At 61.6% G+C, this 25,252-nt stretch carries 24 protein-coding genes; 11 read left to right on the top strand and 13 right to left on the bottom strand.

The window, feature by feature from the left end; translation table 11 throughout:
• Positions 1 to 6: 6 nt before the first annotated feature.
• From gcvH to AC1DV9_RS06680, 3 genes are all read left to right on the top strand, one after another.
• A complete protein-coding gene (gene gcvH / locus AC1DV9_RS06690) occupies positions 7 to 369 on the top strand; it encodes a glycine cleavage system protein GcvH (protein ID WP_065693824.1) in 363 nt (120 codons plus the stop codon).
• Positions 369 to 3,233: an aminomethyl-transferring glycine dehydrogenase gene (gcvP, locus tag AC1DV9_RS06685; protein WP_477946831.1), complete on the top strand. Its 2,865-nt coding sequence runs from the start codon at positions 369 to 371 to the stop codon at positions 3,231 to 3,233. Before gcvH ends, gcvP begins: the two co-directional genes overlap by 1 nt.
• Positions 3,234 to 3,351: 118 nt before the next feature.
• Complete coding sequence (locus tag AC1DV9_RS06680; protein ID WP_477946829.1) at positions 3,352 to 3,621, top strand: DUF982 domain-containing protein; 270 nt, start codon at positions 3,352 to 3,354, stop codon at positions 3,619 to 3,621.
• A 7-nt stretch (positions 3,622 to 3,628) separates the two neighbouring features.
• Here AC1DV9_RS06680 and AC1DV9_RS06675 read toward each other — a convergent pair whose 3' ends face one another.
• A complete protein-coding gene (locus AC1DV9_RS06675; RefSeq protein ID WP_477946827.1) occupies positions 3,629 to 4,429 on the bottom strand; it encodes a class I SAM-dependent methyltransferase in 801 nt (266 codons plus the stop codon).
• 202 nt (positions 4,430 to 4,631) lie between these two features.
• On the opposite strand from AC1DV9_RS06675, the gene AC1DV9_RS06670 reads away from it, so the two are divergent.
• Positions 4,632 to 4,907, top strand: coding sequence for a flagellar basal body protein (locus AC1DV9_RS06670; RefSeq protein WP_477946825.1), 276 nt, complete (start codon positions 4,632 to 4,634; stop codon positions 4,905 to 4,907).
• Position 4,908: 1 nt separating this feature from the next.
• Here AC1DV9_RS06670 and AC1DV9_RS06665 read toward each other — a convergent pair whose 3' ends face one another.
• The 8 genes from AC1DV9_RS06665 to AC1DV9_RS06630 all read right to left on the bottom strand — a co-directional run bounded on the left by AC1DV9_RS06665 (position 4,909) and on the right by AC1DV9_RS06630 (position 12,675).
• Positions 4,909 to 5,544 carry a LysE family translocator gene (locus AC1DV9_RS06665; protein WP_477946823.1) on the bottom strand — a complete coding sequence of 212 codons (636 nt, stop codon included), beginning with the start codon at positions 5,542 to 5,544 and terminating at the stop codon, positions 4,909 to 4,911.
• A gap of 92 nt (positions 5,545 to 5,636) precedes the next feature.
• Complete coding sequence (sufA, locus tag AC1DV9_RS06660) at positions 5,637 to 6,032, bottom strand: Fe-S cluster assembly scaffold SufA (protein ID WP_477946821.1); 396 nt, start codon at positions 6,030 to 6,032, stop codon at positions 5,637 to 5,639.
• A gap of 94 nt (positions 6,033 to 6,126) precedes the next feature.
• Positions 6,127 to 6,507 (bottom strand): SUF system Fe-S cluster assembly protein, encoded by a 381-nt coding sequence (locus AC1DV9_RS06655; RefSeq protein WP_112387293.1) that lies wholly within the window; start codon positions 6,505 to 6,507, stop codon positions 6,127 to 6,129.
• 10 nt (positions 6,508 to 6,517) lie between these two features.
• Entirely contained in the window at positions 6,518 to 7,759 is a 1,242-nt protein-coding gene (locus tag AC1DV9_RS06650; RefSeq protein WP_477946819.1) for a cysteine desulfurase, read from the bottom strand.
• A gap of 12 nt (positions 7,760 to 7,771) precedes the next feature.
• Positions 7,772 to 9,046 (bottom strand): Fe-S cluster assembly protein SufD, encoded by a 1,275-nt coding sequence (gene sufD / locus AC1DV9_RS06645; protein WP_477946818.1) that lies wholly within the window; start codon positions 9,044 to 9,046, stop codon positions 7,772 to 7,774.
• A gap of 23 nt (positions 9,047 to 9,069) precedes the next feature.
• Positions 9,070 to 9,825 (bottom strand): Fe-S cluster assembly ATPase SufC, encoded by a 756-nt coding sequence (sufC, locus tag AC1DV9_RS06640; RefSeq protein ID WP_112387290.1) that lies wholly within the window; start codon positions 9,823 to 9,825, stop codon positions 9,070 to 9,072.
• Between the two features lie 70 nt (positions 9,826 to 9,895).
• Entirely contained in the window at positions 9,896 to 11,365 is a 1,470-nt protein-coding gene (gene sufB / locus AC1DV9_RS06635; RefSeq protein WP_112387289.1) for a Fe-S cluster assembly protein SufB, read from the bottom strand.
• Between the two features lie 143 nt (positions 11,366 to 11,508).
• Positions 11,509 to 12,675 (bottom strand): cysteine desulfurase family protein, encoded by a 1,167-nt coding sequence (locus AC1DV9_RS06630; RefSeq protein ID WP_477946816.1) that lies wholly within the window; start codon positions 12,673 to 12,675, stop codon positions 11,509 to 11,511.
• 204 nt (positions 12,676 to 12,879) lie between these two features.
• Here AC1DV9_RS06630 and AC1DV9_RS06625 point away from each other — a divergent pair, with 204 nt between their 5' ends.
• Positions 12,880 to 13,557 (top strand): alpha/beta hydrolase, encoded by a 678-nt coding sequence (locus AC1DV9_RS06625; protein ID WP_112516181.1) that lies wholly within the window; start codon positions 12,880 to 12,882, stop codon positions 13,555 to 13,557.
• On the opposite strand, the gene AC1DV9_RS06620 is transcribed toward AC1DV9_RS06625, so the two are convergent.
• Positions 13,554 to 14,045, bottom strand: coding sequence for a GNAT family N-acetyltransferase (locus AC1DV9_RS06620; RefSeq protein ID WP_477946959.1), 492 nt, complete (start codon positions 14,043 to 14,045; stop codon positions 13,554 to 13,556). The genes AC1DV9_RS06625 and AC1DV9_RS06620 overlap by 4 nt on opposite strands.
• Positions 14,046 to 14,049: 4 nt before the next feature.
• Positions 14,050 to 15,192 carry an anhydro-N-acetylmuramic acid kinase gene (locus AC1DV9_RS06615; protein ID WP_477946814.1) on the bottom strand — a complete coding sequence of 381 codons (1,143 nt, stop codon included), beginning with the start codon at positions 15,190 to 15,192 and terminating at the stop codon, positions 14,050 to 14,052.
• 120 nt (positions 15,193 to 15,312) lie between these two features.
• Between AC1DV9_RS06615 and tyrS the strand changes: the two genes are divergently transcribed.
• Positions 15,313 to 16,569, top strand: a complete 1,257-nt coding sequence (gene tyrS, locus AC1DV9_RS06610; protein WP_477946812.1) for a tyrosine--tRNA ligase — start codon at positions 15,313 to 15,315, stop codon at positions 16,567 to 16,569.
• A gap of 49 nt (positions 16,570 to 16,618) precedes the next feature.
• Here tyrS and AC1DV9_RS06605 read toward each other — a convergent pair whose 3' ends face one another.
• Positions 16,619 to 20,020: a YhdP family protein gene (locus AC1DV9_RS06605; protein WP_477946810.1), complete on the bottom strand. Its 3,402-nt coding sequence runs from the start codon at positions 20,018 to 20,020 to the stop codon at positions 16,619 to 16,621.
• A 116-nt stretch (positions 20,021 to 20,136) separates the two neighbouring features.
• On the opposite strand from AC1DV9_RS06605, the gene AC1DV9_RS06600 reads away from it, so the two are divergent.
• From AC1DV9_RS06600 to AC1DV9_RS06580, 5 genes are all read left to right on the top strand, one after another.
• Positions 20,137 to 20,610: a peroxiredoxin gene (locus AC1DV9_RS06600; RefSeq protein ID WP_477943024.1), complete on the top strand. Its 474-nt coding sequence runs from the start codon at positions 20,137 to 20,139 to the stop codon at positions 20,608 to 20,610.
• Positions 20,607 to 21,431: a ferritin-like domain-containing protein gene (locus AC1DV9_RS06595; protein ID WP_112387282.1), complete on the top strand. Its 825-nt coding sequence runs from the start codon at positions 20,607 to 20,609 to the stop codon at positions 21,429 to 21,431. The genes AC1DV9_RS06600 and AC1DV9_RS06595 overlap by 4 nt, the downstream gene beginning before the upstream one ends.
• A gap of 101 nt (positions 21,432 to 21,532) precedes the next feature.
• Positions 21,533 to 22,840: a M23 family metallopeptidase gene (locus AC1DV9_RS06590; protein WP_477946808.1), complete on the top strand. Its 1,308-nt coding sequence runs from the start codon at positions 21,533 to 21,535 to the stop codon at positions 22,838 to 22,840.
• A 157-nt stretch (positions 22,841 to 22,997) separates the two neighbouring features.
• Positions 22,998 to 24,503 carry a DEAD/DEAH box helicase gene (locus AC1DV9_RS06585; protein WP_477943027.1) on the top strand — a complete coding sequence of 502 codons (1,506 nt, stop codon included), beginning with the start codon at positions 22,998 to 23,000 and terminating at the stop codon, positions 24,501 to 24,503.
• Positions 24,504 to 24,510: 7 nt separating this feature from the next.
• The gene (locus AC1DV9_RS06580; RefSeq protein WP_477946807.1) at positions 24,511 to 24,933 is read left to right on the top strand and encodes an NUDIX domain-containing protein; all 423 of its coding nucleotides are present in this window, start codon (positions 24,511 to 24,513) and stop codon (positions 24,931 to 24,933) included.
• Here AC1DV9_RS06580 and AC1DV9_RS06575 read toward each other — a convergent pair whose 3' ends face one another.
• The gene (locus tag AC1DV9_RS06575; protein ID WP_477946806.1) at positions 24,934 to 25,251 is read right to left on the bottom strand and encodes a TfoX/Sxy family protein; all 318 of its coding nucleotides are present in this window, start codon (positions 25,249 to 25,251) and stop codon (positions 24,934 to 24,936) included. It abuts the gene before it with no gap.
• Position 25,252 lies beyond the last annotated feature (1 nt).

Here is a 25,252-nt window from a genome sequence, read left to right as displayed (position 1 = left end):
CTTTCCATGCTGAAATTTACCGAAGAACACGAATGGCTGAAGATCGAAGGCGGCGTTGCAACGGTTGGCATCACCAATTACGCGGTCGACCAGCTCGGCGATCTGGTTTTCGTCGAATTGCCTGAGGTCGGCGCGACTTTCGGCAAGAACGACAATGCTGCGACGGTCGAATCCGTGAAGGCTGCTTCCGACGTTTATTGTCCGCTTGATGGCGAGATCACCGAAGTGAACCCGGCCATCGTTGCCGACCCGTCGCTGGTCAATTCCGATCCGCAGGGTGCCGGCTGGTTCTTCAAGCTGAAGCTTGCCAATGCCGCTGATGCCGATGGCCTGCTCGACGAGGCGGCCTACAAGGAGCTCACCGCGTAATGACGACGCCGACGGAATTCCAGTTTACCGATTACCAGCCCTATGACTTCGCAAACCGCCGTCATATCGGACCGTCCCCGGCCGAAATGACCGATATGCTCAAGGTCATCGGCTATAACAGCCTCGACGGGCTGATCGATGCGACCGTGCCGCCCTCCATCCGCCAGAAGGCGCCGCTCGTCTGGGGCGCGCCGATGACGGAACGCGAGGCGCTCGACAAGCTGCGCGAGACCGCCAACAGGAACAAGGTTCTGACCTCGCTGATCGGCCAGGGCTATTACGGCACGATCACGCCGCCGGTCATCCAGCGCAACATCCTGGAAAACCCGGCCTGGTACACCGCCTATACGCCCTACCAGCCTGAAATTTCGCAGGGTCGCCTCGAGGCGCTCCTGAACTACCAGACGATGATCTGCGACCTGACCGGTCTCGACGTCGCCAACGCCTCCCTGCTCGACGAAGCGACGGCCGCTGCCGAAGGCATGGCGATGGCCGAGCGCGTTTCGAAGTCGAAGGCCAAGGCCTTCTTCGTCGATGCAGCCTGCCATCCGCAGACGATCGAGCTGATCAAGACGCGCGCCGAGCCGCTCGGCTGGAGCGTTATCGTCGGCAACCCGTTCACCGATCTCGATCCCGTCGATGTCTTCGGCGCGATCTTCCAGTATCCGGGCACGCATGGCCACGTCCATGATTTCACCGGCCTGATTTCCCGCCTGCACCAGACCGGCGCCATCGCCATCGTCGCCGCCGATATCCTCGCGCTGACGCTGCTCAAGTCTCCGGGCGAAATGGGCGCCGATATTGCCATCGGCAATTCGCAGCGCTTCGGCGTTCCGGTCGGTTACGGCGGTCCGCATGCGGCCTATATGTCGGTCAAGGACGCCCATAAGCGTTCGATGCCGGGCCGTCTCGTCGGCGTCTCCGTCGACGCCCGCGGCAACCGTGCCTACCGCCTGTCGCTGCAGACCCGCGAACAGCATATCCGCCGCGAAAAGGCGACGTCAAACATCTGCACCGCGCAGGTTCTGCTCGCCGTCATGGCCTCGATGTACGCCGTCTTCCATGGTCCGAAGGGTATCAAGGCGATCGCCCAGCAGGTCCACCAGAAGGCCGTTCTGATGGCCAAGGGTCTCGAAAAACTCGGCTACACGATCGAGCCCGAGACCTTCTTCGACACGATCACCGTCGATGTCGGCCACATGCAGGGTGTCATCCTGCGCTCGGCTGTTGCCGAGGGCGTGAACCTGCGCAAGGTCGGCGCCACAAAGATCGGCATGAGCCTTGACGAGCGCACCCGCCCGGCAACGCTGGAAGCCGTCTGGCGCGCCTTCGGTGGCAACTTCGCCGTTGCCGAATTCGAGCCGAGCTACCGCCTGCCGAAGGGTCTCGCCCGTACCAGCGAATACCTGACGCATCCGATCTTCCACATGAACCGCGCCGAAAGCGAGATGACCCGCTATATCCGCCGTCTCTCGGACCGCGATCTGGCGCTCGACCGCTCGATGATCCCGCTCGGCTCCTGCACGATGAAGCTGAACGCCACGGCGGAAATGCTGCCGATCACCTGGCCGGAATTCTCGGATATCCATCCGTATGTCCCGGCGGACCAGGCGCTTGGCTATCGCGAGATGATCGACGATCTGATCGAAAAGCTCTGCGCCGTCACCGGCTATGACGCCTTCTCGATGCAGCCGAACTCCGGCGCCCAGGGCGAATATGCGGGCCTGCTGACGATCCGCAACTACCATATCGCCAATGGCAATGGTCACCGCGACGTCTGCCTGATCCCGACTTCGGCGCATGGCACCAACCCGGCTTCGGCCCAGATGGTCGGCATGAAGGTCGTCGTCGTCAAGGTTCGCGAAAACGGCGATATCGACCTCGACGATTTCCGCGCCAAGGCCGAGCAGTATTCGGAAAACCTCTCCTGCTGCATGATCACCTACCCCTCGACGCATGGCGTGTTCGAGGAAACGGTGAAGGAAATCTGCGACCTCGTGCACAAGCACGGCGGCCAGGTCTATCTCGACGGCGCCAACATGAACGCTATGGTCGGCCTGTCCCGCCCTGGTGACATCGGCTCCGACGTCTCGCACCTCAACCTGCACAAGACTTTCTGCATTCCGCATGGCGGCGGCGGCCCCGGCATGGGCCCGATCGGCGTCAAGTCGCATCTGGCGCCCTTCCTTCCGGGTCACCCGGAAAGCGACGGCCGCCCGGGCGCGGTCTCCGCGGCAGCTTTTGGCTCGGCATCGATCCTGCCGATCTCCTGGAGCTACTGCCTGATGATGGGCGGCGAAGGCCTGACGCAGGCAACTAAGGTGGCGATCCTCAACGCCAACTATATCGCAGCCCGGCTGAAGGGCGCCTACGACGTGCTCTACAAGTCCGAAGCCGGCCGCGTGGCGCATGAGTGCATCATCGACACCCGTCCGCTGGTCGACAGCTGCGGCGTCACCGTCGACGACGTCGCCAAGCGCCTGATCGACTGCGGCTTCCACGCCCCGACCATGAGCTGGCCGGTTGCCGGCACGCTGATGATCGAGCCGACGGAATCGGAAACCAAGGCAGAACTCGACCGTTTCTGCGAAGCCATGCTGGCGATCCGCCAGGAAGCCCGCGACATCGAGGAAGGCCGTTCCGACAAGGCGAACAACCCGCTGAAGAACGCCCCGCACACGGTCGAAGACCTGGTCGGCGAATGGGATCGCCCCTATTCGCGCGAACAGGCCTGCTTCCCGCCCGGCGCCTTCCGCGTCGACAAATACTGGTCGCCGGTTAACCGCGTCGACAACGTCTTCGGCGACCGCAACCTGATCTGCACCTGCCCGCCGCTCGAAGACTACGCCGAAGCGGCCGAATAAGGTCTGAACAACGAAACGCCCGGCCTTGTCCGGGCGTTTTCTTTTCTCGAAAGCTTGTGAGCAGCCCGAGTGAAAGCTAAGGGTCTCCCACTTTCAGGCAATCACAGGTGACACCGCCATGGCAAAATCCGACGACGATCTCACGCAGGTGCCTTGGGCTAAACCCGTGCAGCTCGCGCTTGAAGAGCCCGGTGTCTACGTGACCATCAACACGACACAGGCGGCCTCCTGGGCGATGATCGAGGACTGGCCGACAGAAGACGGCCCGGCGCTCGACAAGGCCCTGCTGATCTGCGCCGACGTCGTCAAGGGAAAGGCCAGCAATGAACAGGCCCGTCAGGCCTTTATTGCCGCGGCTGTCGAAGCAGGCATCGATATCCAGAAGTGAACTGCAGTCAGGGAACCCTGCCGCGGCAGGCCCAGGCGATATTGGCAAAGGAACGCGGGCCGTCGGGCCGCCCGGCTTCATAGGCATCGCGTACCGCCGCATCGGCCTGCGCCCTCTCCGCGCTGCCGAGCTTGCCCATGAATGCGCCGAGCGGCCCTTCCCCCGCGGCAATCGGTTTCCAGTAGTCCTCGAAATTCTCGTAATCCATGCGGACCATCAGCTGCGTCTCCTCGACATCGAGAAGACCGGCGTCCATGAAGGCCTGCTTCATCTCGCCGGGCTGCATCACCGGCTGAAAGCAATAGCGGGCGCGCAACTGCCGCCCGCCCTCGCCGAGAGCGGCCACTGTATCGATCATCATCCGCATGCCCGGCATGCCGCCGAGATGATCCCAGACCGCCGCCGCAACCACGCCACCCGGGCGTACGACCCGCCGCATTTCGGAAATGGCCTTGGACGCCTCCGGTACGAAGTGCAGGACGAGCAGGGCCAGCGCCCGGTCGAAACTCTTCTCGTCGAAAGGCAGCGCGCAGGCATCCGCCTGCCGCACGGTGATGCGCGGATTGTTGTTACGGCGGATCACCTCGTCGACGAAGGTCTGCGAAAAGTCGATCGCCTCGATCGCGCCGGCATTGACGGTTGCTGCCAGGGAGAAGGTCAGGCTGCCCGTGCCGCAGCCGACATCGAGCACCCGCTCGCCATCCTCGACACCTGAAAACGCAATGAATGACGGCGCGAGCTTGCGGCTCCAGCGGCCCATCAGCTGCTCGTATCCATCCGCCTTGTGAACATTGAAGCTTGAAGACATCGCCGCCTCCACCATCAGGCCGCATGATACTCCCCGGCCACCACGACGCCAAGCGTGGACCGCTCATCCAGCCTTCACGACCTGCACCAGCTCGACACAGATCGTGCTTCCAACCCCGGTCACCGTTAACGAAACGCGTTCAGCATTCACTAAGCTCCGGCTGCTATAGGACAGTGACGGGACGCGTGGGGAATGCCGGCCGATGAACATTTCAAGCATCATGAATACCGCATCGTCGGGCATGCGGGCGCAGACCAACCGTTTCGCCGCAGTTGCCAACAATGTCGCGAACTTGAGCACCCCGGGCTACAGCCGTGCCGACCCCGCAACGCTCACCACGGACGAAGGCCAGCCGGCCGATCTCGCCACCGAGATGACGGACATGATGCAGGCAGCTCAAGGCTACAAAGCAAACGCCGTGGTCTTCGAGACCGGAGCCGACCTCTGGCAGTGGCTCGCCACCATCAAGCGCGACTGAATTACCCGAGAAGATTGATCGCGGCATAGCCAAGCACGGCAATGCCGAAGCCGATGATCAGCCAGCCGGAAATGCGGCGGATCAGCAGTGTCACGTCGCTGGAAATCCTGTCTCTGGCGAGATTGACCGCCGCACTCAGCGCCACCCACCACGCCATCGCCCCGAAGAAGACGCCGATGACGATCGCCGCCGTCTCCGTGACCGTATTGCCGTCAACAAGCCCGAGGCCCGCGAACAACCCGCCGAAGGATAGCAGCGCCCCCGGATTGGAGATTGCCAGCAGAAAGGTCGAGGCGATCAGACGGAAGAGATTGCCGGCGCCCACTTCTCTGGCCGCGGCCGGCGGCGTCATCAGGTCCCGGATGCCGAGGAACAGCAGCAGCACGCCGCCAACAGCCGCGATCATCAGCGAATAGGTATCGACGACGTCGGAGACCATCGCGAGACCAGCCGCGACGACCAGCGCGTAGATGGAGTCGCCAAGTGCCGCCCCAATGCCGATCGCAGCTCCCGAGGCGAAGCCGCGGTTAAGGCTGCGATCAATGCAAAGCGTCGCGATCGGGCCCGGCGGTATCGTGATGACGAGACCGAGCAGGGCGCCCTTGGCAAACAGCAGAAGCAGCGTTTCGATGATCATGTCTGAGAAATGTTAAGCCGCCGCGACCGGACAACTGCAAAAACAAAAAGCCGCCATCGCTGGCGGCCTGTCGGTGGCCATGAGACCGCGCATCAATGCGAAGCGGTCACGACCGGATTGCCCTGCGCGGCGAGTGCCGCGAGATCGGCGGGCTTCAGCTCGACGGATTCACCGCAGCCGCAGGCCGATGTCTGGTTCGGGTTGGTGAAGGTGAAACCGGAGCGCAGCGTCGTCTGTTCGAAGCCGAGCTGGGTCCCGAGCAGATAAAGTACCGCCGAGGGCTCGATCCAGACGCGCGCGCCATCGCGCTCGATCAGGTCGTCCTTCGGATTGGGCTCTGTCACCATGTCGATGGTATATTCCATCCCGGCGCAGCCGCCCTTCTTGATGCCGACGCGAATACCCTTCGCATCCGGTCCAGCACCGCCGACGATCGCCTTCACGCGATCGGCCGCTTCCTGCGTCATGCTCATCACTGCAAAGCCCATCGGCTCATTCTCCTTACGCACACGGATTGAAGGTCCGGTGTTTCATGAATCAAATGTAGTGCCAGTGGCTTAACCGATCAATACCAGCGGCCAATTAGTACCAGCCAACGGCGACCTGCGCCTCTTCCGACATGCGGTCGGGCGTCCACGGCGGATCGAAGGTCATTTCGACCTCGACGCCGGAAACACCCTCGACGGAACCGACGGCGTTTTCCACCCAGCCCGGCATCTCGCCGGCCACGGGGCAGCCGGGTGCCGTCAGCGTCATCATGATCTTCACCATGCGGTCGTCTTCGATGTCGATCTTGTAGATCAGTCCGAGTTCGAAGATGTCGGCGGGAATTTCAGGGTCGTAGACCGTCTTCAGCGCCATGATCACGTCGTCGCTGAGGCGTGCCAGCTCTTCCGCCGGAATGCTGGAATGCACGATGCCCTCGCGCACGTCGATCTTCTGTTCGCTGTCGTCAAGGCTCATAACAGTATCCTCAAGCAAAGAACTTGCGCGCGTATTCAAGCGCATCGGCCAAGGCATCGACCTCGGCACGGGTATTGTACATGCCGAAGGATGCACGGCATGTGGAGGTCACGCCGAAGCGTTTCAAGAGCGGCATGGCGCAATGCGTCCCGGCGCGAACCGCGACACCGCGCCTGTCGATCACCGTCGAGACATCATGGGCATGCAGGCCCGCGAGCTCGAAGGAGAAGATGCCGCCCTTGCCGGCCGCCGTGCCGATAACCCGCAGCGAGTTGACGTCGCGCAGCCGCTCCGTGGCATAAGCCGTCAGATCGGCCTCATGACGGGATATAGCTTCGCGGCCGACCTTTTCCATGTAGTCGAGCGCGTAGCCGAGACCGATCGCCTGCACGATCGGCGGCGTACCGGCTTCGAAACGGTGCGGCGGCTCGTTATAGGTGACGTTGTCCTCGGTAACCTCGAAGATCATCTCGCCGCCGCCCTGGAATGGGCGCATGGCACGAAGCCGATCCTTCTTGCCGTAGAGAACGCCGATGCCCGACGGACCATAAAGCTTGTGGCCGGTCATCACGTACCAGTCGCAATCGAGATCCTGCACGTCGACAGGCATATGGACCGCACCCTGCGACCCGTCGACCAGCACCGGAATGCCGCGCTCATGGGCGATGCGGCAGATTTCCTTCACTGGAACGACGGTGCCGAGCGCATTCGACATATGGGTGATCGCCACCAGCTTGGTGCGTTCGGTCAGGCTCCTTTCGAAGGCCTCGATCTGAAACGCGCCCTCGTCGTCGACATCGACCCAGACCAGCTTGGCGCCCTGGCGCTCGCGGATGAAATGCCAGGGAACGATGTTGGAGTGATGTTCCATGATCGACAGGACGATCTCGTCGCCCTCGCCGATCTCGGGCATACCCCAGCCATAGGCGACCGTATTGATCGCTTCGGTCGAGGACTTGGTGAAGACGATCTCGTCGACTGAAGGCGCATTCAGGAAGCGGCGCACCTTTTCGCGCGCGGCCTCGTAAGCCTCGGTCGCCGCATTCGAGAGAAAATGCAGGCCGCGATGCACGTTGGCATATTCATTCGAATAGGCATGGCTGATCGCGTCGATCACCGCCTGCGGCTTCTGCGCCGAGGCGCCGTTGTCGAGATAGACCAGCGGCTTGCCATAGACATGCTTCGCCAGGATCGGAAAATCTTTGCGAATGGCTTCGACGTCATATGCGGTTACTGGCGCGATCTTATCCATAATGCGATCCGATCAAGCGTGCTTTTCAAGCCAGGCCGAGATAACGCCCTCAAGCGCTTCGACCAGACCTTCGTCTTCCAGTTCCTCGACGATTTCCGCAACGAAGGCATTGACGAGCATCGCCCGCGCCTTGTTCTCCGGAATGCCGCGCGCCATCAGGTAGTAGAGATGGTTGTGGTCGATATCGGCAACCGTCGCGCCATGGCCGCACTGCACGTCGTCGGCGAAGATTTCGAGCTCGGGCTTGACCGAGAATTCGGCATCATCCGACATCAGCAGCGTGTTGCAGGCCATCTTGGCGTCGGTTTTCTGTGCATCCGGAGCAACCCGGATCATGCCCTGAAAGACGCCCTTGGCGCGGTCGAACACGACGTTGCGGATGATCTCCGTCGAGCCGGTGTTCGGCACGTTGTGGCCGAGAACCATGGTGACGTCGGTATGCGTATCGCCGCCGAGCAGGTTGATGCCGCGTAGCGTCAGGTCGGAACCCTCGCCCGTCGCCTTGATATGCAGTTCCTGGCGCACCAGCTTGCCGCCGGCATTGATCACGAACAGCCTGAACTTGGCGTCAGCTCCCAGATCGACGCGGATCTGGGCGAGATGCGTGTCATCGGCGCCCTGCTGCTGCAGGATGATCCAAGTGAGTTCGGTGCCTTCGCCGATGGTGATGTCACTGACATGAGATACCAGCGCGGCATCCGATGTCACCGTCAGGTGACGCTCGATCACGGTCCCCTTGACGTTGGCGCCGAACGTCACCGGCAGACGTGTATGGATCTGACCGCCAGCATGGACGATGTCGATTTCGAGAGGCTTGTCGAGTTCGGTGCCATCGGCAACGTCGATCACGTAACCGTCGCGCACGAAGCTGCCATTGATACGGCCGACCGCGTCATCGGCGCCGAGTGCGCCGAGAGACGTCGCAGCCGAACCGTCGAGCAGATGCTGCGCATAGCTCGAAACCTCGAGATCGCGCACCGAAGCCTTGGTATCGACATGACCCTGGACAATCGAAAGCACCGAAGATCCCTCGACGAGCGGCTTTACGCTCTTCGAAGCGGCATCGCCGGCAACAGCCGGAACCGCGCGCAGCAGGTTCTTCAGATCGGTATAGTGCCAGGCCTCGACGCGGCGCGTCGGCAGGCCGGACTTCTTCAGATCGTCAAGCAGGCGGTCGCGCGTCGCGGTGACCGCGCCGTCGCCCGGCAATTCGCCGAACTGGTTGTTGAAAGCCTCGATCAGCGCTGCTTCCGCAGCAGTCAGGCGGCTCGTCGTCTGCATGTTCATGGACGTCGTCCTTTCCGCCTCGATCAGGCTGCCGCTCCGATGATGTCGGCATAGCCATTGGCTTCCAGCTCATGCGCCAGCGTCTTGTCGCCCGACTTGATCACCTGGCCCTTGTAGAGGACGTGGACGGTGTCAGGCACGATGTAGTCGAGCAGGCGCTGGTAGTGAGTGATGACGATGACGGCGCGATCCGGCGAACGCAGCGCGTTGACGCCGTCGGCCACGATCTTGAGCGCGTCGATGTCGAGGCCGCTATCCGTCTCGTCGAGAATGCAAAGCTGCGGCTGCAGGAGCGCCATCTGCAGGATTTCGGCGCGCTTCTTTTCACCGCCGGAGAAACCGACGTTCAGCGGACGCTTCAGCATCTCGGTGTTGATCTGCAGCTTGGCGGCCGCATCCTTCACCAGGCGCATGAAATCAGGCGTCTTCAGCTCGTCTTCGCCGCGCGCCTTGCGTTGCTCGTTCATCGCCACCTTCAGGAACTGCATGGTGGCAACGCCCGGGATTTCGACCGGATACTGGAAGGCGAGGAATATGCCCTTGGAGGCACGCTCGGCAGCGTCGAGCTCGAGAATGCTCTCGCCGTTATAGAGAATGTCACCCTCGGTGACCTCATAGTCTTCGCGGCCCGACAGGATGTAGGAGAGCGTCGACTTGCCGGAGCCGTTTGGCCCCATGATCGCAGCAATCTCACCGGCCTTCACCGTCAGGTTCAAACCACGAATGATCTCGGTGCCGTCTTCGGCGATGCGGGCGTGCAGGTTTCTGATTTCAAGCATGTTCTTTTTCCATAAAAGCGTTCGGAAACGGGCGCTCAGTCGCGCCCCTGAATAGTCAATCGCGACGGCGTCAGCCGACAGACCCCTCGAGCGAGATGCTGATCAGCTTCTGCGCTTCAACGGCGAATTCCATCGGCAGCTCCTGCAGGACTTCCTTGACGAAGCCGTTGACGATCAGGGCGATCGCCGCTTCGGTCGGGATGCCGCGCTGCAGGCAGTAGAAGAGCTGATCCTCGGAGATCTTCGAGGTGGTCGCCTCGTGCTCGAACTGCGCGGTCGAATTCTTCGCCTCGATGTAGGGCACCGTATGGGCGCCGCACTTGTCGCCGATCAGCAGCGAGTCGCACTGCGTGAAATTGCGGGCGTTGGATGCCTTGCGGTGGGCCGAGACCTGGCCGCGATAGGTGTTCTGCGAGACGCCGGCGGCGATACCCTTGGAAACGATGCGGCTCGACGTGTTCTTGCCGAGATGGATCATCTTGGTGCCCGAGTCGATCTGCTGATGGCCGTTGGAAACGGCGATCGAGTAGAACTCGCCTCTGGAATCATCACCGCGCAGAATGCAGGACGGATACTTCCAGGTGATGGCCGAACCGGTTTCGACCTGCGTCCACGAGATCTTCGAGCGGTCGCCGCGGCAATCGCCGCGCTTGGTGACGAAGTTGTAGATGCCGCCCTTGCCCTGGGCATCGCCCGGGTACCAGTTTTGGACGGTTGAATACTTGATCTCGGCATCATCGAGCGCAACGAGTTCGACGACAGCCGCGTGCAGCTGGTTTTCGTCGCGCTGCGGCGCCGTGCAGCCTTCGAGGTAAGACACATAGGCGCCCTCCTCGGCAATGATCAGCGTCCGCTCGAACTGGCCGGTGTTCTTCTCATTGATGCGGAAATAGGTCGACAGTTCCATCGGGCAGCGAACGCCCTTCGGAACGAAGACGAACGAGCCATCGGTGAAGACGGCAGAATTCAGCGTAGCATAGTAGTTGTCGGTGGTCGGGACGACGGAGCCGAGATACTTCTGAACGAGCTCGGGATACTCGCGGATCGCTTCGGAGATCGACATGAAGATCACGCCGGCCTTCTTCAGCTCCGCCTTGAAGGTCGTAACGACGGAAACGCTGTCGAAGACCGCATCGACGGCGATCCGGGGCTTTTCGACACCCGCTAGGATTTCCTGTTCCTTCAGGGGAATGCCGAGCTTTTCGTAGACCTTGAGAATCTCGGGATCGACTTCGTCAAGCGACTTCGGGCCTGGCGTGCTCTTCGGCGCGGCATAGTAATAGAGATCGTTGAAATCGATCTTCGGATAATCGACGCGTGCCCAGCTGGGCTCTTCCATCGTCAGCCAACGCTTGTAGGCGTCAAGGCGCCATTCCAGCATCCATTCCGGCTCCTGCTTCTTGGCGGAGATGAAGCGGATGATGTCTTCGGACAGGCCCTTGGGTGCCTTGTCCATTTCGATGATGGTCTCGAAACCGTATTTGTACTGATCGACGTCAATCTCGCGGACGCGATCAACCGTTTCTTGTACGGCTGGCATGTCGTTCTCCAATCTCGCCGGATAAAGGGCCGGCAGGCTGTCGTGCGGGCATTTTTTGATTGCCCCTTATGTAGTGGGCCAAAAGGGCCTTTTCAGCCCTGATGGCAAGCAGAAATTTCCGTTTCCGCAATTTTCTGAAGCGCTCAGGCCGCCTCTCCGGTCGGCCTTCGCCGCCCGGCAATTTTCGCAAAGGCGCCGAGCGCCCGGTCTATGTCTTCGTCGCTGGTCGCAAAGCCGAGCGAGATGCGCAGCGCCCCCAGTTGCGGGTCATGGCCCATGGCGACCAGGACATGGCTTTCGCCCACCTTGCCCGAAGAACAGGCCGAACCCGCCGAAATCGCCACACCTTCGAGATCGAAGGCGATCTGCCCTGTCTCGGCCTTCAGCCCCGGCAGCGTGAAAAACGTCGTGTTGCAGACCCGCGACCCCTCAGCGCCATAGATGACGACGTCAGGGGCGGCATTCCGCATGCCGTCTTCAAGACGGCGCTGCAAGGCCGCGATACGTCCGTTCCGGCCGGCAAAGTCCGAAACAGCCGCAGCGGCTGCGGCGCCGAAACCGACGGCAGCCAGCGAATTCTCCGTTCCCGAACGGTGACCCTTCTCCTGCCCGCCGCCATGGATCAGCGGCTTCGGCATCAGGACCTCACCGCGCGACACCAAGGCACCGGCGCCCTTCGGACCGCCAAGCTTGTGCGACGAGAGGATCAGGAAGTCGGCACCCAGCGCGTTGATGTCGATCTCGACGCGGCCTGCTGCCTGAACCGCATCGACGACCAGCAGCCCGCCATGCGCCTTGACGATCTCGGCAGCCTCGCGGATCGGCTGAATGATGCCGGTCTCGTTATTGGCCAGCATGATCGCCACCATCGGCAGGCCTGACGCTACGTCATGATTGGCAAGCTGCGCCTGAAGCGCCGCGAGATCGACCACACCTTCCGATGTCACCGGAATTTCGCTGGCCTTGTCCTTCGAAAAGCGTCCGCCCTCGCGCACGGCCGGATGTTCGACGGCGCTATAATAGAGATGTCCGATCGCCAGCGGCGTGCGCCCCATGCGAAATTCCGGCGTCAGCACCATATTGGCCGCTTCCGTCGCGCCGCTGGTCAGCACCACATGCGAAGCCTCGGCGCCGACAAGCGCTGCGACCTGACGGCGCGCGCCCTCGATCGCGGCCCTGACGGCACGGCCCTCGGCATGCACGGAATTCGGATTGCCAAACAGATCCATGGCGCGCAGCATGGCCTCGCGCACTGCAGGATGCAGTGGCGCCGTCGCGTTCCAATCAAGATAAAGGCGGGGCAACGCCATGATCTCAGGTCCTGCGTTTGGTTTCTGCTTTGGCCGCCCGGCTCATTTTTCTTGAAATTTCCGTCGGGCTTGCCGTATGACACGTTCCACACGACGTGGCTTGCCATGCAAAGTTTCGAATTGTTCTAAACTGCGTTTTAGAAAAGCTGACAACGTCCGTCAAGTCTGCGCAGTCCGAACGCGAAAATAAAACCCGGAGTACCGATGCCCGAAGTCATTTTCAACGGCCCAGCCGGCCGTCTTGAAGGCCGCTACCAGCCCTCCAAGGAAAAAAGCGCCCCGATTGCCCTCATCCTGCACCCGCACCCGCAGTTCGGCGGCACGATGAACAATCAGATCGTCTACCAGCTCTTCTACATGTTCCAGAAGCGCGGCTTCACGACACTGCGCTTCAATTTCCGTGGCATCGGCCGCAGCCAGGGCGAATTCGACCACGGCGCCGGCGAACTCTCGGATGCCGCTTCGGCGCTGGACTGGGTGCAGAGCCTGCATCCCGATTCGAAGACCTGTTGGGTCGCCGGCTATTCCTTCGGCTCCTGGATCGGCATGCAGCTTCTGATGCGCCGCCCGGAGATCGAAGGCTTCATGTCGATCGCCCCGCAGCCGAACACCTACGACTTTTCGTTCCTGGCGCCCTGCCCGTCTTCGGGCCTGATCATCAACGGCGATTCGGACAAGGTTGCGCCTGAAAAGGACGTCAACGGCCTCGTCGAGAAGCTGAAGACCCAGAAGGGCATCCTGATCACCCACCGCACGGTGCCGGGTGCCAACCACTTCTTCAACGGCCAGGTCGAGCCGCTGATGGCCGAATGCGAGGATTATCTCGATCGCCGCCTGAACGGCGAACTGGTGCCGGAGCCGGCTGCAAAGCGCATCCGCTAGGAATTGCTATTCGTGGCGCCCATCTCAAAGGTCGGCGCCACGAAGCCATCAATATGGCGCGGCGCAATCTGCCGCATACCGGCCTTTCGCAACACATGCTGCGACGCATGATTGTCCGGATGGGTGAAGGCGATCAGCCGGCCCATGTTTCTTGCCGAAAACCAATCGATCAGTGCCCGGGCCACTTCCGTGGCAAAGCCCTTGCCCCACTCATCTTCGCGAAACGCGTAACCCATCTCGTATTCGCCGGTTTCCCGATCGTGCAGCGATATCCCCGCGCGCCCGATAAAGCGGCCACCGTCCCGGCTGAGAACCTTATATTTCGTCGTCCCGTCCTCGGCCTGTTCACGAAACCATTGACCGATGCGCTCCTCGCACCTCGTCATATTCCACGGCTCGCCACCGGACATGAAGCGGCTCGTCGCCATTGTCGAATGCAGGTCATGCACCAGCCGCGCATCATCCGGCTGCCACATCACGAGGCGCATCCGTTCAGTCTCGAGAATGGTCTCCACGTCTCACCTCCGCAAGCACTCCACCACTGACAGGCTCCCGCACACCCGTCGTTCCCGGATAGGTCAGCGGCAATCCTTCGAGCGAACGGACTGCCAGATAGGCCCAAGCCTCCGCTTCCATCGCGTCGCCATTGAAACCGGCATCCTCGGCCGAAATCACCGCTGCGTCCTGCCTCGCAGCGAGTTCCGTAAGGTCGCGCATGATCACCCGGTTCAGCCGCCCGCCGCCGCAGATCACATAGAGTGCAGGAGTCACCGGCAGGTGACCGGCGGATTTGATGATCGAGGCCGCGGCTACATAGGCAAGCGTGCGTGCGCCATCGGCGAGCTCAGCATCGCTACCTGAAGGCGGCAGAAAATCGTTGCGGTCGAGCGAACGGCGTTTCGTAGCGGTAAAGAAAGGACTCGCGAGATAGCGCTCCGCGAGATCATCGGCGACACGCCCCTCCGAGGCGATCATCCCGCCCTGGTCGAAGGGAATGCCGGCATGCGTCTCCACCCACTGATCGATCAGCGTATTGCCGGGGCCGCTGTCATAGGCAATCACTGTCCCGTCGGCACCAACATAGGTCAGGTTCGAGATCCCGCCGATATTGACGAAACAGACCGGAAGCCTGCCGCCGTCTATGTTGGCAGCCAGAGCCGCGTGATAGGCCGGAACCAGTGGCGCGCCCTGACCGCCATGCACCATGTCGTTGGCGCGCATATCGAAAACCGTGGCAATCCCGGTTTCATTCGCCAGCAGCGCGCCATCGCCGATCTGGACGGTCAGCGCCTCGTCTGGACGATGCAGAATGGTCTGGCCGTGAAAACCGAGAACATCCACCGCTCCGGCCGCGATCCCGTTCGTGTCGAGAAATTCCCTAACGGCAGCCACATGCCGTAGCGTAAGCTCGTGCTCGATGGCTGCCAGATCGCCCGGCCGTTCGCTCCGCTTCTTGATCGTCTTTGCCTGTTCCAGCGCCAGTTTCAGCCGGTTGCGGAATGAAGCATCGTAGTCGATGCCCAGAAACGGCCCTCGCTCGACGACGCCCGCGCCGTCCGTCCGCACCAGAGCCACATCGATACCGTCCATCGACGTGCCGCTCATCAGGCCGATCGCGGTTCTTACTCCGGGCATGCTTCCTCCAAAAACTGCGCCGCCGAATAGTGCACTTTCGGCAAAACAGTGCTAAACGCGCCGCGGCGCTTCAACAAGTGCCGATCGCAATTCCCTCCGCAGCCTCAAGAGACGAAGTTCATGTCCGAGTTCAAATCCGATTTCCTGCGCACTCTGAAAGAGCGCGGCTTCATTCATCAGATCTCCGATGAATCCGGCCTCGACGATCTTCTCGCCAAGGAAACCGTGACGGCTTATATCGGCTACGACCCGACGGCCTCGAGCCTTCACGTCGGCCACCTGACGCAGATCATGATGCTGCACTGGTTCCAGGCGACCGGTCACCGCCCGATCTCGCTGATGGGCGGCGGCACCGGCATGGTCGGCGACCCCTCCTTCAAGGAGGAAGCGCGCAAGCTGATGACGATCGACATGATCGAAGACAACATCGCCTCGATCAAGCGCTGCTTCTCGAACTACCTCGATTACGGCAAGCCCGCCAACCCGGCGCTGATGATCAACAATGCCGAGTGGCTCCGCTCGCTGAACTACCTCGAATTCCTGCGCGATGTCGGCCGTCACTTCTCGGTCAACCGCATGCTGTCCTTCGACAGCGTCAAGACGCGCCTCGACCGCGAACAGTCGCTGTCCTTCCTCGAATTCAACTACATGATCCTGCAGGCCTACGATTTCGTCGAGCTCGCTAAGCGCTACGACTGCCGCCTGCAGATGGGCGGTTCCGACCAGTGGGGCAACATTATCAACGGGATCGATCTCGGTCACCGCATGGGGACAGAGCAGCTCTACGCGCTGACCTCGCCGCTGCTGACGACCTCCTCGGGTGCCAAGATGGGCAAGTCGGCATCCGGCGCCGTGTGGCTGAATGCCGAACTGCTGCCGGTCTATGACTTCTGGCAGTACTGGCGCAACACCGAGGATGCCGATGTTCCGCGCTTCCTCAAGCTGTTCACCACCCTGCCGATGGATGAAATCGCCCGCCTCTCGGCGATCGGCGGCGCAGAGCTGAACGAGGTCAAGAAGATCCTCGCGACTGAAGTGACGGCTATCCTGCATGGCCGTGCAGCGGCCGAGCAGGCAGCTGAAACCGCCCGCAAGACCTTCGAGGAAGGCGCGCTTTCCGACAATCTTCCGTCGGTCGAAATTCCTTCGGCCGAACTGGATGCCGGTCTCGGCCTGCTGTCCCTGATCGTCCGTGCCGGCCTCGCCGCATCGAATGGCGAAGCGCGCCGTCACGTTCAGGGTGGTGCAGTCCGCATCAACGATCAGGCCGTCAGCGACGAGCGCAAGATGATCGGTAGCAGCGAGATCACCGCCGATGGCGTCATCAAGCTGTCGCTCGGTAAGAAGAAGCACATCCTGATCCGTCCTGCTGCCTGATCAGCGGGCAAGTCAGCCATCATCGAAAGCCGGCCTCGCGCCGGCTTTTTTATTGGAATTCGAAGATGTTGCGGAAGACGCCGGGCGCGATGATCGACAGCGGATTGATCTGCAGGTTCGGCTTGTCGAACTTGCCCGTCAGCTTGAAGGTGATGCCGATCAGGCCGCGATCGGAACCGTTGCCGAGAATGATGCCGATAACCGGCAATTCTGCGAACAGGCGGTTCAGCCCATAGGCCGGCATGAACGTGCCCGTCATGTCCATATTGCCCTTCGGATCGCGGATGGTGCCCTGAAAGGTCGCGCCGATCTGCTCGCCGCGCACCACACCGTTTTCGATGCTGACGATGCCGTTCTGCGATACGATACGGGCAAAGCCGCGCTGGAAGCGCTGTGCCGATGTATCGATATCGCGCTTGACCGCCGAATTCAGGCTTCGTTGATCCTGACCGACAGGGGTCGAGACGATGGAATGCAGCCTGTCTTCATTGACGATCGAAAACCGCCGGACATCGGCAGAACCGTCCCAGCCGCCATTGCCGAAGCGCACCGTCATGTTGAGCAGCCCGCCGCGCATATGCTTGTAAAAATCGGCAAAGCGCGACACGGAGCCAGCGTCACCGGTCGTGACGTTCAGGATCCGCCCGTCCTTCATCTGCGTGACTACCGCCTCGCCGCTATCGGTCACGCCTGAAAGGTTGAGGACCTGCAGATCGCCGTCGCGCATCATGTAGAGCGCATCGAGGCTGCGCAGACGCTCGTCATTGAAGCCGACCACCTGTCCGAGCTTGGCGCGCACCGTGATGTCGCCGCCGCTGTCGGATTTCCCGTCGCCGTCGCCGCTACCGTCCTGGCCGTTCTTCAACCTAGCCAGGATCGGCCGCGCATCCGCGGTGTCACCGGAAACCGAGACTTCGAAGACGCCCTTGGCGCGGCGGATGGAGATCGCGAAATCGTCGAGCGACGACAATTTCACGCTATCGAATGTCGCAGAGGTCAGTCCGCCCTTGCTGACCACGAGCGAACCGCTGGCGCCAAAACCGTCGCCCTTCAACTTGAAATTCTTGACCTGCGTATTGTCCGCCGGACCGGATATCTCGAAGTCCGCCCCAGCCGGAATGCCCGAGCCCTTCGACCATCCGATCCACGGAAGCTGCAGCGTCGAGCGCGACAGGTCGATACTGACGGCCTGACGGTCGTTGTCGATCCGCGTCAGCTCTACCTTGATGCTGCCGTCGATGATGCCTGACAGACCGGGCAACAGTTTTTCACGCTGGTCGTTGGTCAACGTCGCGGTGATTTCGCGCTCCGGCGAGATGCCCGAATTCTTGTCGACCGGCTCCAGCAGCGAAATATCGGCAGGAACGCCGTCGATCTGCCCCTTGCCGTCGAGCGTTACCTGTTTCGGATCGGCGTTGAGCGTACCATCGAGATCGGTGATCTTGCGGCCGGACACCGGCTTGGCGACATCGACGCCCGAAAGCTGCATCGACGCCTTCCAGTCCGGTGGTGGCGGGTTCTGGGCGCTGACCAGTCCGAAACGGGCCTGTACCGTCGCGCTGATCTTGCCGCTGAGATCCTGCGGCACGAGGTTGGCGCGCTGCAGCACCTGCACGGGCTTATAGGTAAGCAGTTCGCCGACGGCATCGGCAGCCCCCGATATGGCAAGCTGCATCTCCGCCATCAGCGGCTTGTCGTAAGTCGCCGGCAGCACGAACGTGCCTTCGCCGAGATCCACCGTACGCCCGGACGGAAAGAACGACCGGCCGCTTTTGATCGACACCGTTGCCCGCGGTCCCTTGAGATCGAAATGCGCCGCCGTATCGCGGATCGGCGGAATATCGCCGGCAACGTTCATTCGCGCATTGGCGATATCGAAATCGATCTTGATCTGGTTCTCGTCGAGCTTCAGCCCCTTGCCGACAGCCTCGTCCAGCCGGCCGAAGGGGATGAAGACCGAAATCGAGGCATCACTCACCGTTCCGCCGAACAGGTTCTTCAACACCCAGTCGCGCGCCTTCGGCGCCATCCAGAACGGCCAGAGCTGCTTGATCGCCGCCGTCTGCAATTGCTGCGACTGCCCGGCAAAACTTATCTCCGGCGAGACGTTGCCGAATTTCACATGCAGAGCGCCGTAAAGCTGTCCAAGTGGACTGGAGGCCGTGATGCCCGGGAATTGCAATTCGCGGGTAGCGACCATGAAGCGGCCGCTTGCCTGGATATCGAAGGGTACCGGCTGCTCGCCGGAACCAACGGGCGAAGCGCTGCCGCCGCTAACCAGGAGATCGACCCCGAAACCCTTGCCGGCCGCTGGATCGAGCCGGTCGAGATCGATCAGCGCACCGTTGAACGGCACCGATGTGGCGCCGAACTGCCCGTGCGACTTGGCGATCTCGATCGTCTGTTTCTTGAAGTCGTAATCAAGATTGATCTGCCCGCTGGTGAGTTCCTGCTGGTCGCCGTCGACATAGATCAGACCGGGCGCAAGCGTAATGCCGGCGCTCAGCGCGGGATCGGTACCCTCGCCGTCTCTCGCTGCCGACACCGTAAAATCGGCAAATGCATTGACCCCCTGCCGGATCTCGCCAAGTACGTTCCGCTTGATGGCAAACGGCGTGACATCGGCGTGGCTGAGCTTGGCGGTAAAGCGCTGGGTCTTCCCGTCGCGGTTGTCAGCCTGGACATCGAGCATCGCCGGCTCGCCGTTGATCGAGATCTGACCGGCCAGATGCAGCGCGGTTGCCGAAGGACGGGAAAAAACGAGATCATCGACAACGATCGACAGCGGCCCGTTGGCGGTGTCGGCGATCTTGATGTCGATGCCTGAAATACGGATGCTGTCCGTACCGCCCCGCTGTGCGAAACTGTCGAACAGGTCGAGATGGGAGAAAGCCGCTTCCAGCGCCTCAGGGATCTGATCGACCCGCAGATTTTCGAGCTTTACCGGATTGCCTGACGGCAGAAGCGCGGTGTCGAGGGCGATATCCTCGGCCTCGACGTCGGCAATCGCTATCCGCCCGCGAAACAGCGCCAGCGGATTGAGAGCCATGCGCATGGCGCCTGTCGTCGACAGATGCTGGCCGCTTTGCTGGTCGATCATGTTGACGTTACGCGCTTCGAGAGCCAGCCGAAGACCGGAGGTGAAACGGATCACGGTCGATCCGACCTCGGCCCTGTATCGCGGACCGATCGCCGAATTGAGCGCCATCTGCGCCTGCTTCGAGAGCGTCTGATCGACCATTCCGCTTTCGATGACGGCGGCGATGACAGCCAGAATGAGGACAAGCACGGCGAAACATCCGCCGGTCCATCCGGCGGTGCGCCGCAGCTTGGAGCGCGGCGGCGGGCAATGCACGATCATGGGGTCTTCGGTTTGGGCCGAAGGGAGTTCATGCAAGGCGACGATGTCTTTCTTGCGAAACGTAACTTTTTCGCCGCGGATCGCCGACATACGTCTTGGGTAACTCCTTGAATTCCAATTTCCGGTCTAGCTCGCCCGGTACTCGCCCAATATATATCGGCTGGGTTAAGTGTCACCCATAAACCCGGCAAAAGAAAGGTTTCCACATGGCGGATATCGGCATCGGCGCCGAAGCCCCGGACTTCGACCTCCCGCGTGATGGCGGCGGCCGCGTATCGCTCGCAGAATTCAGGGGCAAACCTCTGGTTCTGTTCTTCTATCCGAAAGATGACACGGCGGGCTGCACCGCCGAATCGATCGGCTTCACCGAGCTTGCCGGCGAATTCGAAAAGGCCGGTGCCGGGCTCGTCGGCATGTCGCCCGACTCGGTCAAATGCCACGAGCGTTTCATCAAGAAATACAGCCTCGCCGTCGCGCTTGCTTCGGATGAGGAAAAGACCGTGCTGCAGACCTATGGCGTGTGGAAACAGAAGAGCATGTACGGCCGCACCTATATGGGCGTCGAGCGCACCACCTTCCTGATCCGCGCCGACGGCACCATTGCCACCATCTGGCAGAAGGTCAAAGTGCCCGGCCATGCAGAGGCAGTGTTGCAGGCCGTCAGGAACCTCGCCGCATGACCGCACTGACGATGACGTCGTTGCGAGGTGGCGCGATCGACGCCATCCGCTCCGCCGATCTCGACAGGAAGACGGAACTCGCCCAGGAAGCAGCGACGCGCTGGTTCGAGCGCCGGATTTCGCTGCGCTCGCCGCTCGATCCCCCATTGCCGGAGCGGCCGGGCCGCCCGGAGAAACCCAAGCTTGTTCCGCCGACCCAGGTTGAGAAGCGCTCGCTGCACACGGTTCACGGCCGTATCGCCCTGCTTCATTCGATCGCCCATATCGAACTCAACGCCGTCGATCTGGCGCTCGACATCGTCGCCCGCTTCGCCACCGAACCGGTGCCGAACTCCTTCTTCGACGGCTGGATGCAGGTTGCCTTCGAGGAAGCCAAGCATTTCCGTATGGTCCGCGACAGGCTGCGAGACCTCGGCGCCGATTACGGCGATGTTCCGGCCCATGACGGGCTCTGGCAAGCGGCGCACTCCACCCGCAACGACCTGACCGCCCGGCTCGCCGTCGTCCCGCTCATTCTCGAAGCACGCGGCCTCGACGTCACGCCGTCGCTGCAGGCGAAGATGCGCGAAACCGGCGACCTTGAAAGCGCTGCCATCCTCGATGTCATCTACAACGATGAAAAGGGCCATGTTGCGATCGGCGCCAAGTGGTTCCGCTTCCTCTGCGCCCGCGAACGCCGAGATCCCGCTCAGACCTTCCGAGAGCTCGTCCGGGCAAACTTCCGCGGCCCGCTGAAACCGCCTTTCAACGACCTGGCGCGTGCCGAAGCCGGACTGACACCATCATTCTACCGTTCATTGACATCGACAAGCAGCGGCTGAACCATTGCGTGCGCCGGCTCCATGGCCGAAGTAATTTGTTAACCTTAACAGTGTGTAATCAACCCAATTGAAGCACGGGCGCATCAATTGGGAGATTCTCCGTGACGCATGCACAGCACCAGCGCGTATTCGGCAAGCGTTCACAGGAACATATCCTCATTCTGGCAAGCGGCGACAAGGTCCGCCACATGACGGTCAAGCCCTGGATGGCCGCGCTTGCCTTCTGCTTCGTGGGTGTGTTCGCCATCGGCTATCTGCTCGCAACCTCCTATCTCGTACTCCGCGACGATCTGATCGGCGCCACCATGGCCCGCCAGGCCCGGATGCAGCACGATTACGAAGACCGGATCGCAGCCTTGCGTGCCCAGGTCGACCGCGTCACCTCCCGCCAGCTGCTCGATCAGCAGGTTGTCGAGGACAAGGTCGACAAGCTGATGGAACAGCAGATGGCGCTGACCTCGCGTCATGGGAAGCTCGGATCGCTGCTCGACCGGGCCGAAAGCTCGGGCCTGACAGACAAGGACGTGCAGACACCGGTCCAGTCCTTCATCCCCGATACCAAGGACAAGCGCGCATCGCTTTCGGGCGGCGCCGCAGCGATCAACAAGATGCTTTCAGGCGGCAGCGAACCGGCGGACGCCACGCCTGACAATACCACCCTCGCCTATGTTCCCGCACCTGAAACCGTCGGCGACCGCGCCGACCGTCTGTTTTCCAAGGTCACGCTTTCGCTGAAAGGCGTCGAGGAAGACCAGCGTTCGCGGGTCGATCAACTGACAGCCGATGCAGGCGATGCCGCCGACGCCATTTCCAGCGTCCTGAACCGCTTCAGCATTTCAGTCCCGCAGCAGACGGCAAAAGCCGGCGATGACGACAGCGCCATCGGCGGCCCCTATGTCGAGCCGGAGAGCGAAGACGATTTCGACAATTCCCTGGTGCAGCTCGACACCGCGCTGACCCGGCTCGAGACCGTGCGTAATACCGCCGAATCCCTGCCCTTCCGCAATCCCGGCATCGGCAAGGACATCACCAGCCCATTCGGCAACCGCCGCGATCCGTTCCTCGGCCGCCTGGCACTTCATTCCGGCATAGACTTCCGCTTTGCCCCTGGCGAAAAGGTTCGCCCGACGGCCGCAGGCAAGGTCATCACCGCCGGCTGGACGGGTGGCTATGGCAACATGGTGGAAGTCGATCACGGTAACGGCATTTCCACCCGCTATGGGCACATGTCGCAGATCCTGGTAAAGGTCGGCGACACCGTCGATCGTGGCGATGTTATCGGCCTCGCAGGTAGCACCGGCCGCTCTACCGGCACGCATCTGCACTATGAAGTACGCCAGAACGGCCGCGCCGTAGACCCGATGTATTTCATGAATGCAGGGTTGAAACTGGCGACCTATATAAAATAACCAAAGGCAGTAACCACAGCTTTACCTGTGCAAGGGCTGCAAGGCCCGTATTCCTTGACTTGCAAGCCGTTTGGGAATATGTCGCGCTGCATTGCGGCATGCAATCCCGCCGACTCAGCCAGAGTTCGGCCGAACCTGAACGGAAATAGTTTTCCCTTTGACGACATTTGCTGATCTTGGCTTGAGCCAAAAAGTGCTTTCCGCCGTTACCGACGCCGGCTACACGATCCCTACCCCTATTCAGGCGGGCGCCATCCCGTTCGCCCTGCAGCGCCGCGACATTTGCGGCATTGCGCAGACGGGTACGGGCAAGACGGCGTCCTTCGTTCTGCCGATGTTGTCGCTGCTGGAAAAGGGCCGTGCCCGCGCCCGCATGCCCCGCACGCTGATTCTCGAGCCGACCCGCGAGCTCGCGGCCCAGGTCGCCGAGAACTTTGAGAAATACGGCAAGAACCACCGTTTGAACGTCGCCCTTCTGATCGGCGGCGTATCCTTCGAAGAACAGGACCGCAAGCTTGAGCGCGGTGCCGACGTTCTGATCTGCACGCCCGGCCGACTGCTCGACCATTTCGAGCGCGGCAAGCTGCTGATGAGCGGCGTCGAGATCTTCGTCATCGACGAAGCCGACCGCATGCTCGACATGGGCTTCATCCCGGATATCGAGCGCATCGCCAAGATGATCCCGTTCACGCGCCAGACGCTGTTCTTCTCGGCCACCATGCCGCCGGAGATCCAGAAGCTGGCCGACCGCTTCCTGCAGAACCCGGAGCGCATCGAAGTCGCCAAGCCGGCTTCCGCTTCGAAGACCATCACCCAGCGTTTCGTCGCCACCCATGGCAAGGATTATGAGAAGCGCGCTACCCTGCGTGATCTCGTGCGCGCCCAGGAAGAGCTGAAGAACGCCATCATCTTCTGCAATCGCAAGGTGGATGTGGCCGATCTGTTCCGCTCGCTGGAGCGGCACGGCTTCTCCGTCGGCGCGCTGCATGGCGATATGGATCAGCGTTCGCGCACCACCATGCTGCAAAACTTCCGCGACGGCCAGCTCCAGCTTCTGGTGGCCTCTGACGTCGCTGCACGCGGCCTCGACATTCCCGATGTCAGCCACGTTTTCAACTTCGATGTACCGATCCATTCGGAAGATTACGTTCACCGTATTGGCCGTACCGGCCGCGCAGGCCGTTCCGGCGCCGCCTTCACGCTGGTGACCAAGCGCGATATGAAATTCACCGATGCGATCGAAAAGCTGATCGGCGAAAAGGTCGAATGGCTGAACGGCGATCTCAGCGCCCTGCCTCCCGCAGAGGAAAGCAAGGAGACGGATCGTCCGGGACGCGGCGGCCGTGGCGACAAGAGCCGCGATCGCGGCCGCGGCAAGGGCCGTGGCGCTTCGGGTCATAAATCTGATACCGCCGTCGAACATACTACCGCAGAAATCATCGAAGTCGCAGCACCAGCCCCAGTAAAGGTCGAAAGCGTGAAGCAAGAGCGCAAGGCAGAGAACAAGCAGCACAACAACGCGCGCAACGCTCGGCCCTATCCGGCAAACGACGACTCTCGCGACCGCCGCCGCTACCGTGACCACGATGACGGCCCGACACCGGTTGGTTTCGGCGACGACATCCCTGCCTTCATGCTGATTGCAGCCAGCGCCAAGGTCTGATCCCGCGATGGGTCAGCCCGGCATCGATTTCCCAGGCCTCGGCGTAGGCCTGGTGATTTTGCGCGACGGCAAGATTCTTCTCTATAAGCGCGTCAAGGCGCCCGAACCGGGTCACTGGAGCATTCCAGGCGGCAAGGTGGATTTTATGGAATCCACAGCCGAGGCCGCACGCCGCGAGGCTGAGGAAGAAACCGGCCTCGAAATCCGCACTGTCAGACTGCTTGGTCCGGCGGAGGTGCTCAGCCAGGCCGACAGGCAGCATTGGATTTCGCTGCTTTACATCGCTGACGAGTTTCGCGGCAATCCCGAGATCACTGAGCCGGATAAGCTTTCCGATTTCGGCTGGTTCGGCCGCAACGAGCTGCCGCAGCCACTCTCCGAATTTGCCCGTGCGGCAATCTATTTCCTCGGCGACACCGACCTCCGCTGACTACTCGGCCCGCAGCGCTGCCTCGTAGGCAAGCCTGACCCATTTCGCCATCTCGTCCGGATCATCATAGGCATTCTCGGGGATAGACCAGTAGGGCATCTTCACCTGATTGCCCTTCTTGCCCTCGTAGGACCACTGGCTGGCGCCGGCATCGGCAAATTCCGGCGCGCTCTTCTCGTCAGCCTTCAGGAGCATTTCATCGCGCAGCTCGATCGCGATGATCCGGCCGAGGTGATAGATTCCCTTGCCGCCGAACATACGCTTGATGGTGACAGGGCCGAGGCCCTGAAACATTTCCTCGATCGCCGCCGTATCCATT

The organism is Rhizobium sp. 01L410, assembly GCF_056400165.1.
This window is presented reverse-complemented; position numbering and strand designations above follow the sequence as displayed.

What these genes read in the sequence shown, in the direction of transcription:
- gcvH (WP_065693824.1), top strand. Translation starts at nt 7, where the DNA reads ATGCTGAAATTTACCGAAGAACACGAATGGCTGAAGATCGAAGGCGGC.
- AC1DV9_RS06680 (WP_477946829.1), top strand. Translation starts at nt 3,352, where the DNA reads ATGGCAAAATCCGACGACGATCTCACGCAGGTGCCTTGGGCTAAACCC.
- AC1DV9_RS06595 (WP_112387282.1), top strand. Translation starts at nt 20,607, where the DNA reads ATGACCGCACTGACGATGACGTCGTTGCGAGGTGGCGCGATCGACGCC.
- AC1DV9_RS06670 (WP_477946825.1), top strand. Translation starts at nt 4,632, where the DNA reads ATGAACATTTCAAGCATCATGAATACCGCATCGTCGGGCATGCGGGCG.
- sufB (WP_112387289.1), bottom strand. Translation starts at nt 11,365, where the DNA reads ATGCCAGCCGTACAAGAAACGGTTGATCGCGTCCGCGAGATTGACGTC.
- AC1DV9_RS06665 (WP_477946823.1), bottom strand. Translation starts at nt 5,544, where the DNA reads ATGATCATCGAAACGCTGCTTCTGCTGTTTGCCAAGGGCGCCCTGCTC.
- AC1DV9_RS06655 (WP_112387293.1), bottom strand. Translation starts at nt 6,507, where the DNA reads ATGAGCCTTGACGACAGCGAACAGAAGATCGACGTGCGCGAGGGCATC.
- AC1DV9_RS06620 (WP_477946959.1), bottom strand. Translation starts at nt 14,045, where the DNA reads ATGCGCCTCGTGATGTGGCAGCCGGATGATGCGCGGCTGGTGCATGAC.
- AC1DV9_RS06600 (WP_477943024.1), top strand. Translation starts at nt 20,137, where the DNA reads ATGGCGGATATCGGCATCGGCGCCGAAGCCCCGGACTTCGACCTCCCG.
- gcvP (WP_477946831.1), top strand. Translation starts at nt 369, where the DNA reads ATGACGACGCCGACGGAATTCCAGTTTACCGATTACCAGCCCTATGAC.
- AC1DV9_RS06580 (WP_477946807.1), top strand. Translation starts at nt 24,511, where the DNA reads ATGGGTCAGCCCGGCATCGATTTCCCAGGCCTCGGCGTAGGCCTGGTG.
- tyrS (WP_477946812.1), top strand. Translation starts at nt 15,313, where the DNA reads ATGTCCGAGTTCAAATCCGATTTCCTGCGCACTCTGAAAGAGCGCGGC.
- sufC (WP_112387290.1), bottom strand. Translation starts at nt 9,825, where the DNA reads ATGCTTGAAATCAGAAACCTGCACGCCCGCATCGCCGAAGACGGCACC.
- sufD (WP_477946818.1), bottom strand. Translation starts at nt 9,046, where the DNA reads ATGAACATGCAGACGACGAGCCGCCTGACTGCTGCGGAAGCAGCGCTG.
- AC1DV9_RS06625 (WP_112516181.1), top strand. Translation starts at nt 12,880, where the DNA reads ATGCCCGAAGTCATTTTCAACGGCCCAGCCGGCCGTCTTGAAGGCCGC.
- sufA (WP_477946821.1), bottom strand. Translation starts at nt 6,032, where the DNA reads ATGGGCTTTGCAGTGATGAGCATGACGCAGGAAGCGGCCGATCGCGTG.
- AC1DV9_RS06615 (WP_477946814.1), bottom strand. Translation starts at nt 15,192, where the DNA reads ATGCCCGGAGTAAGAACCGCGATCGGCCTGATGAGCGGCACGTCGATG.
- AC1DV9_RS06575 (WP_477946806.1), bottom strand. Translation starts at nt 25,251, where the DNA reads ATGGATACGGCGGCGATCGAGGAAATGTTTCAGGGCCTCGGCCCTGTC.
- AC1DV9_RS06630 (WP_477946816.1), bottom strand. Translation starts at nt 12,675, where the DNA reads ATGGCGTTGCCCCGCCTTTATCTTGATTGGAACGCGACGGCGCCACTG.
- AC1DV9_RS06675 (WP_477946827.1), bottom strand. Translation starts at nt 4,429, where the DNA reads ATGTCTTCAAGCTTCAATGTTCACAAGGCGGATGGATACGAGCAGCTG.
- AC1DV9_RS06650 (WP_477946819.1), bottom strand. Translation starts at nt 7,759, where the DNA reads ATGGATAAGATCGCGCCAGTAACCGCATATGACGTCGAAGCCATTCGC.
- AC1DV9_RS06605 (WP_477946810.1), bottom strand. Translation starts at nt 20,020, where the DNA reads ATGTCGGCGATCCGCGGCGAAAAAGTTACGTTTCGCAAGAAAGACATC.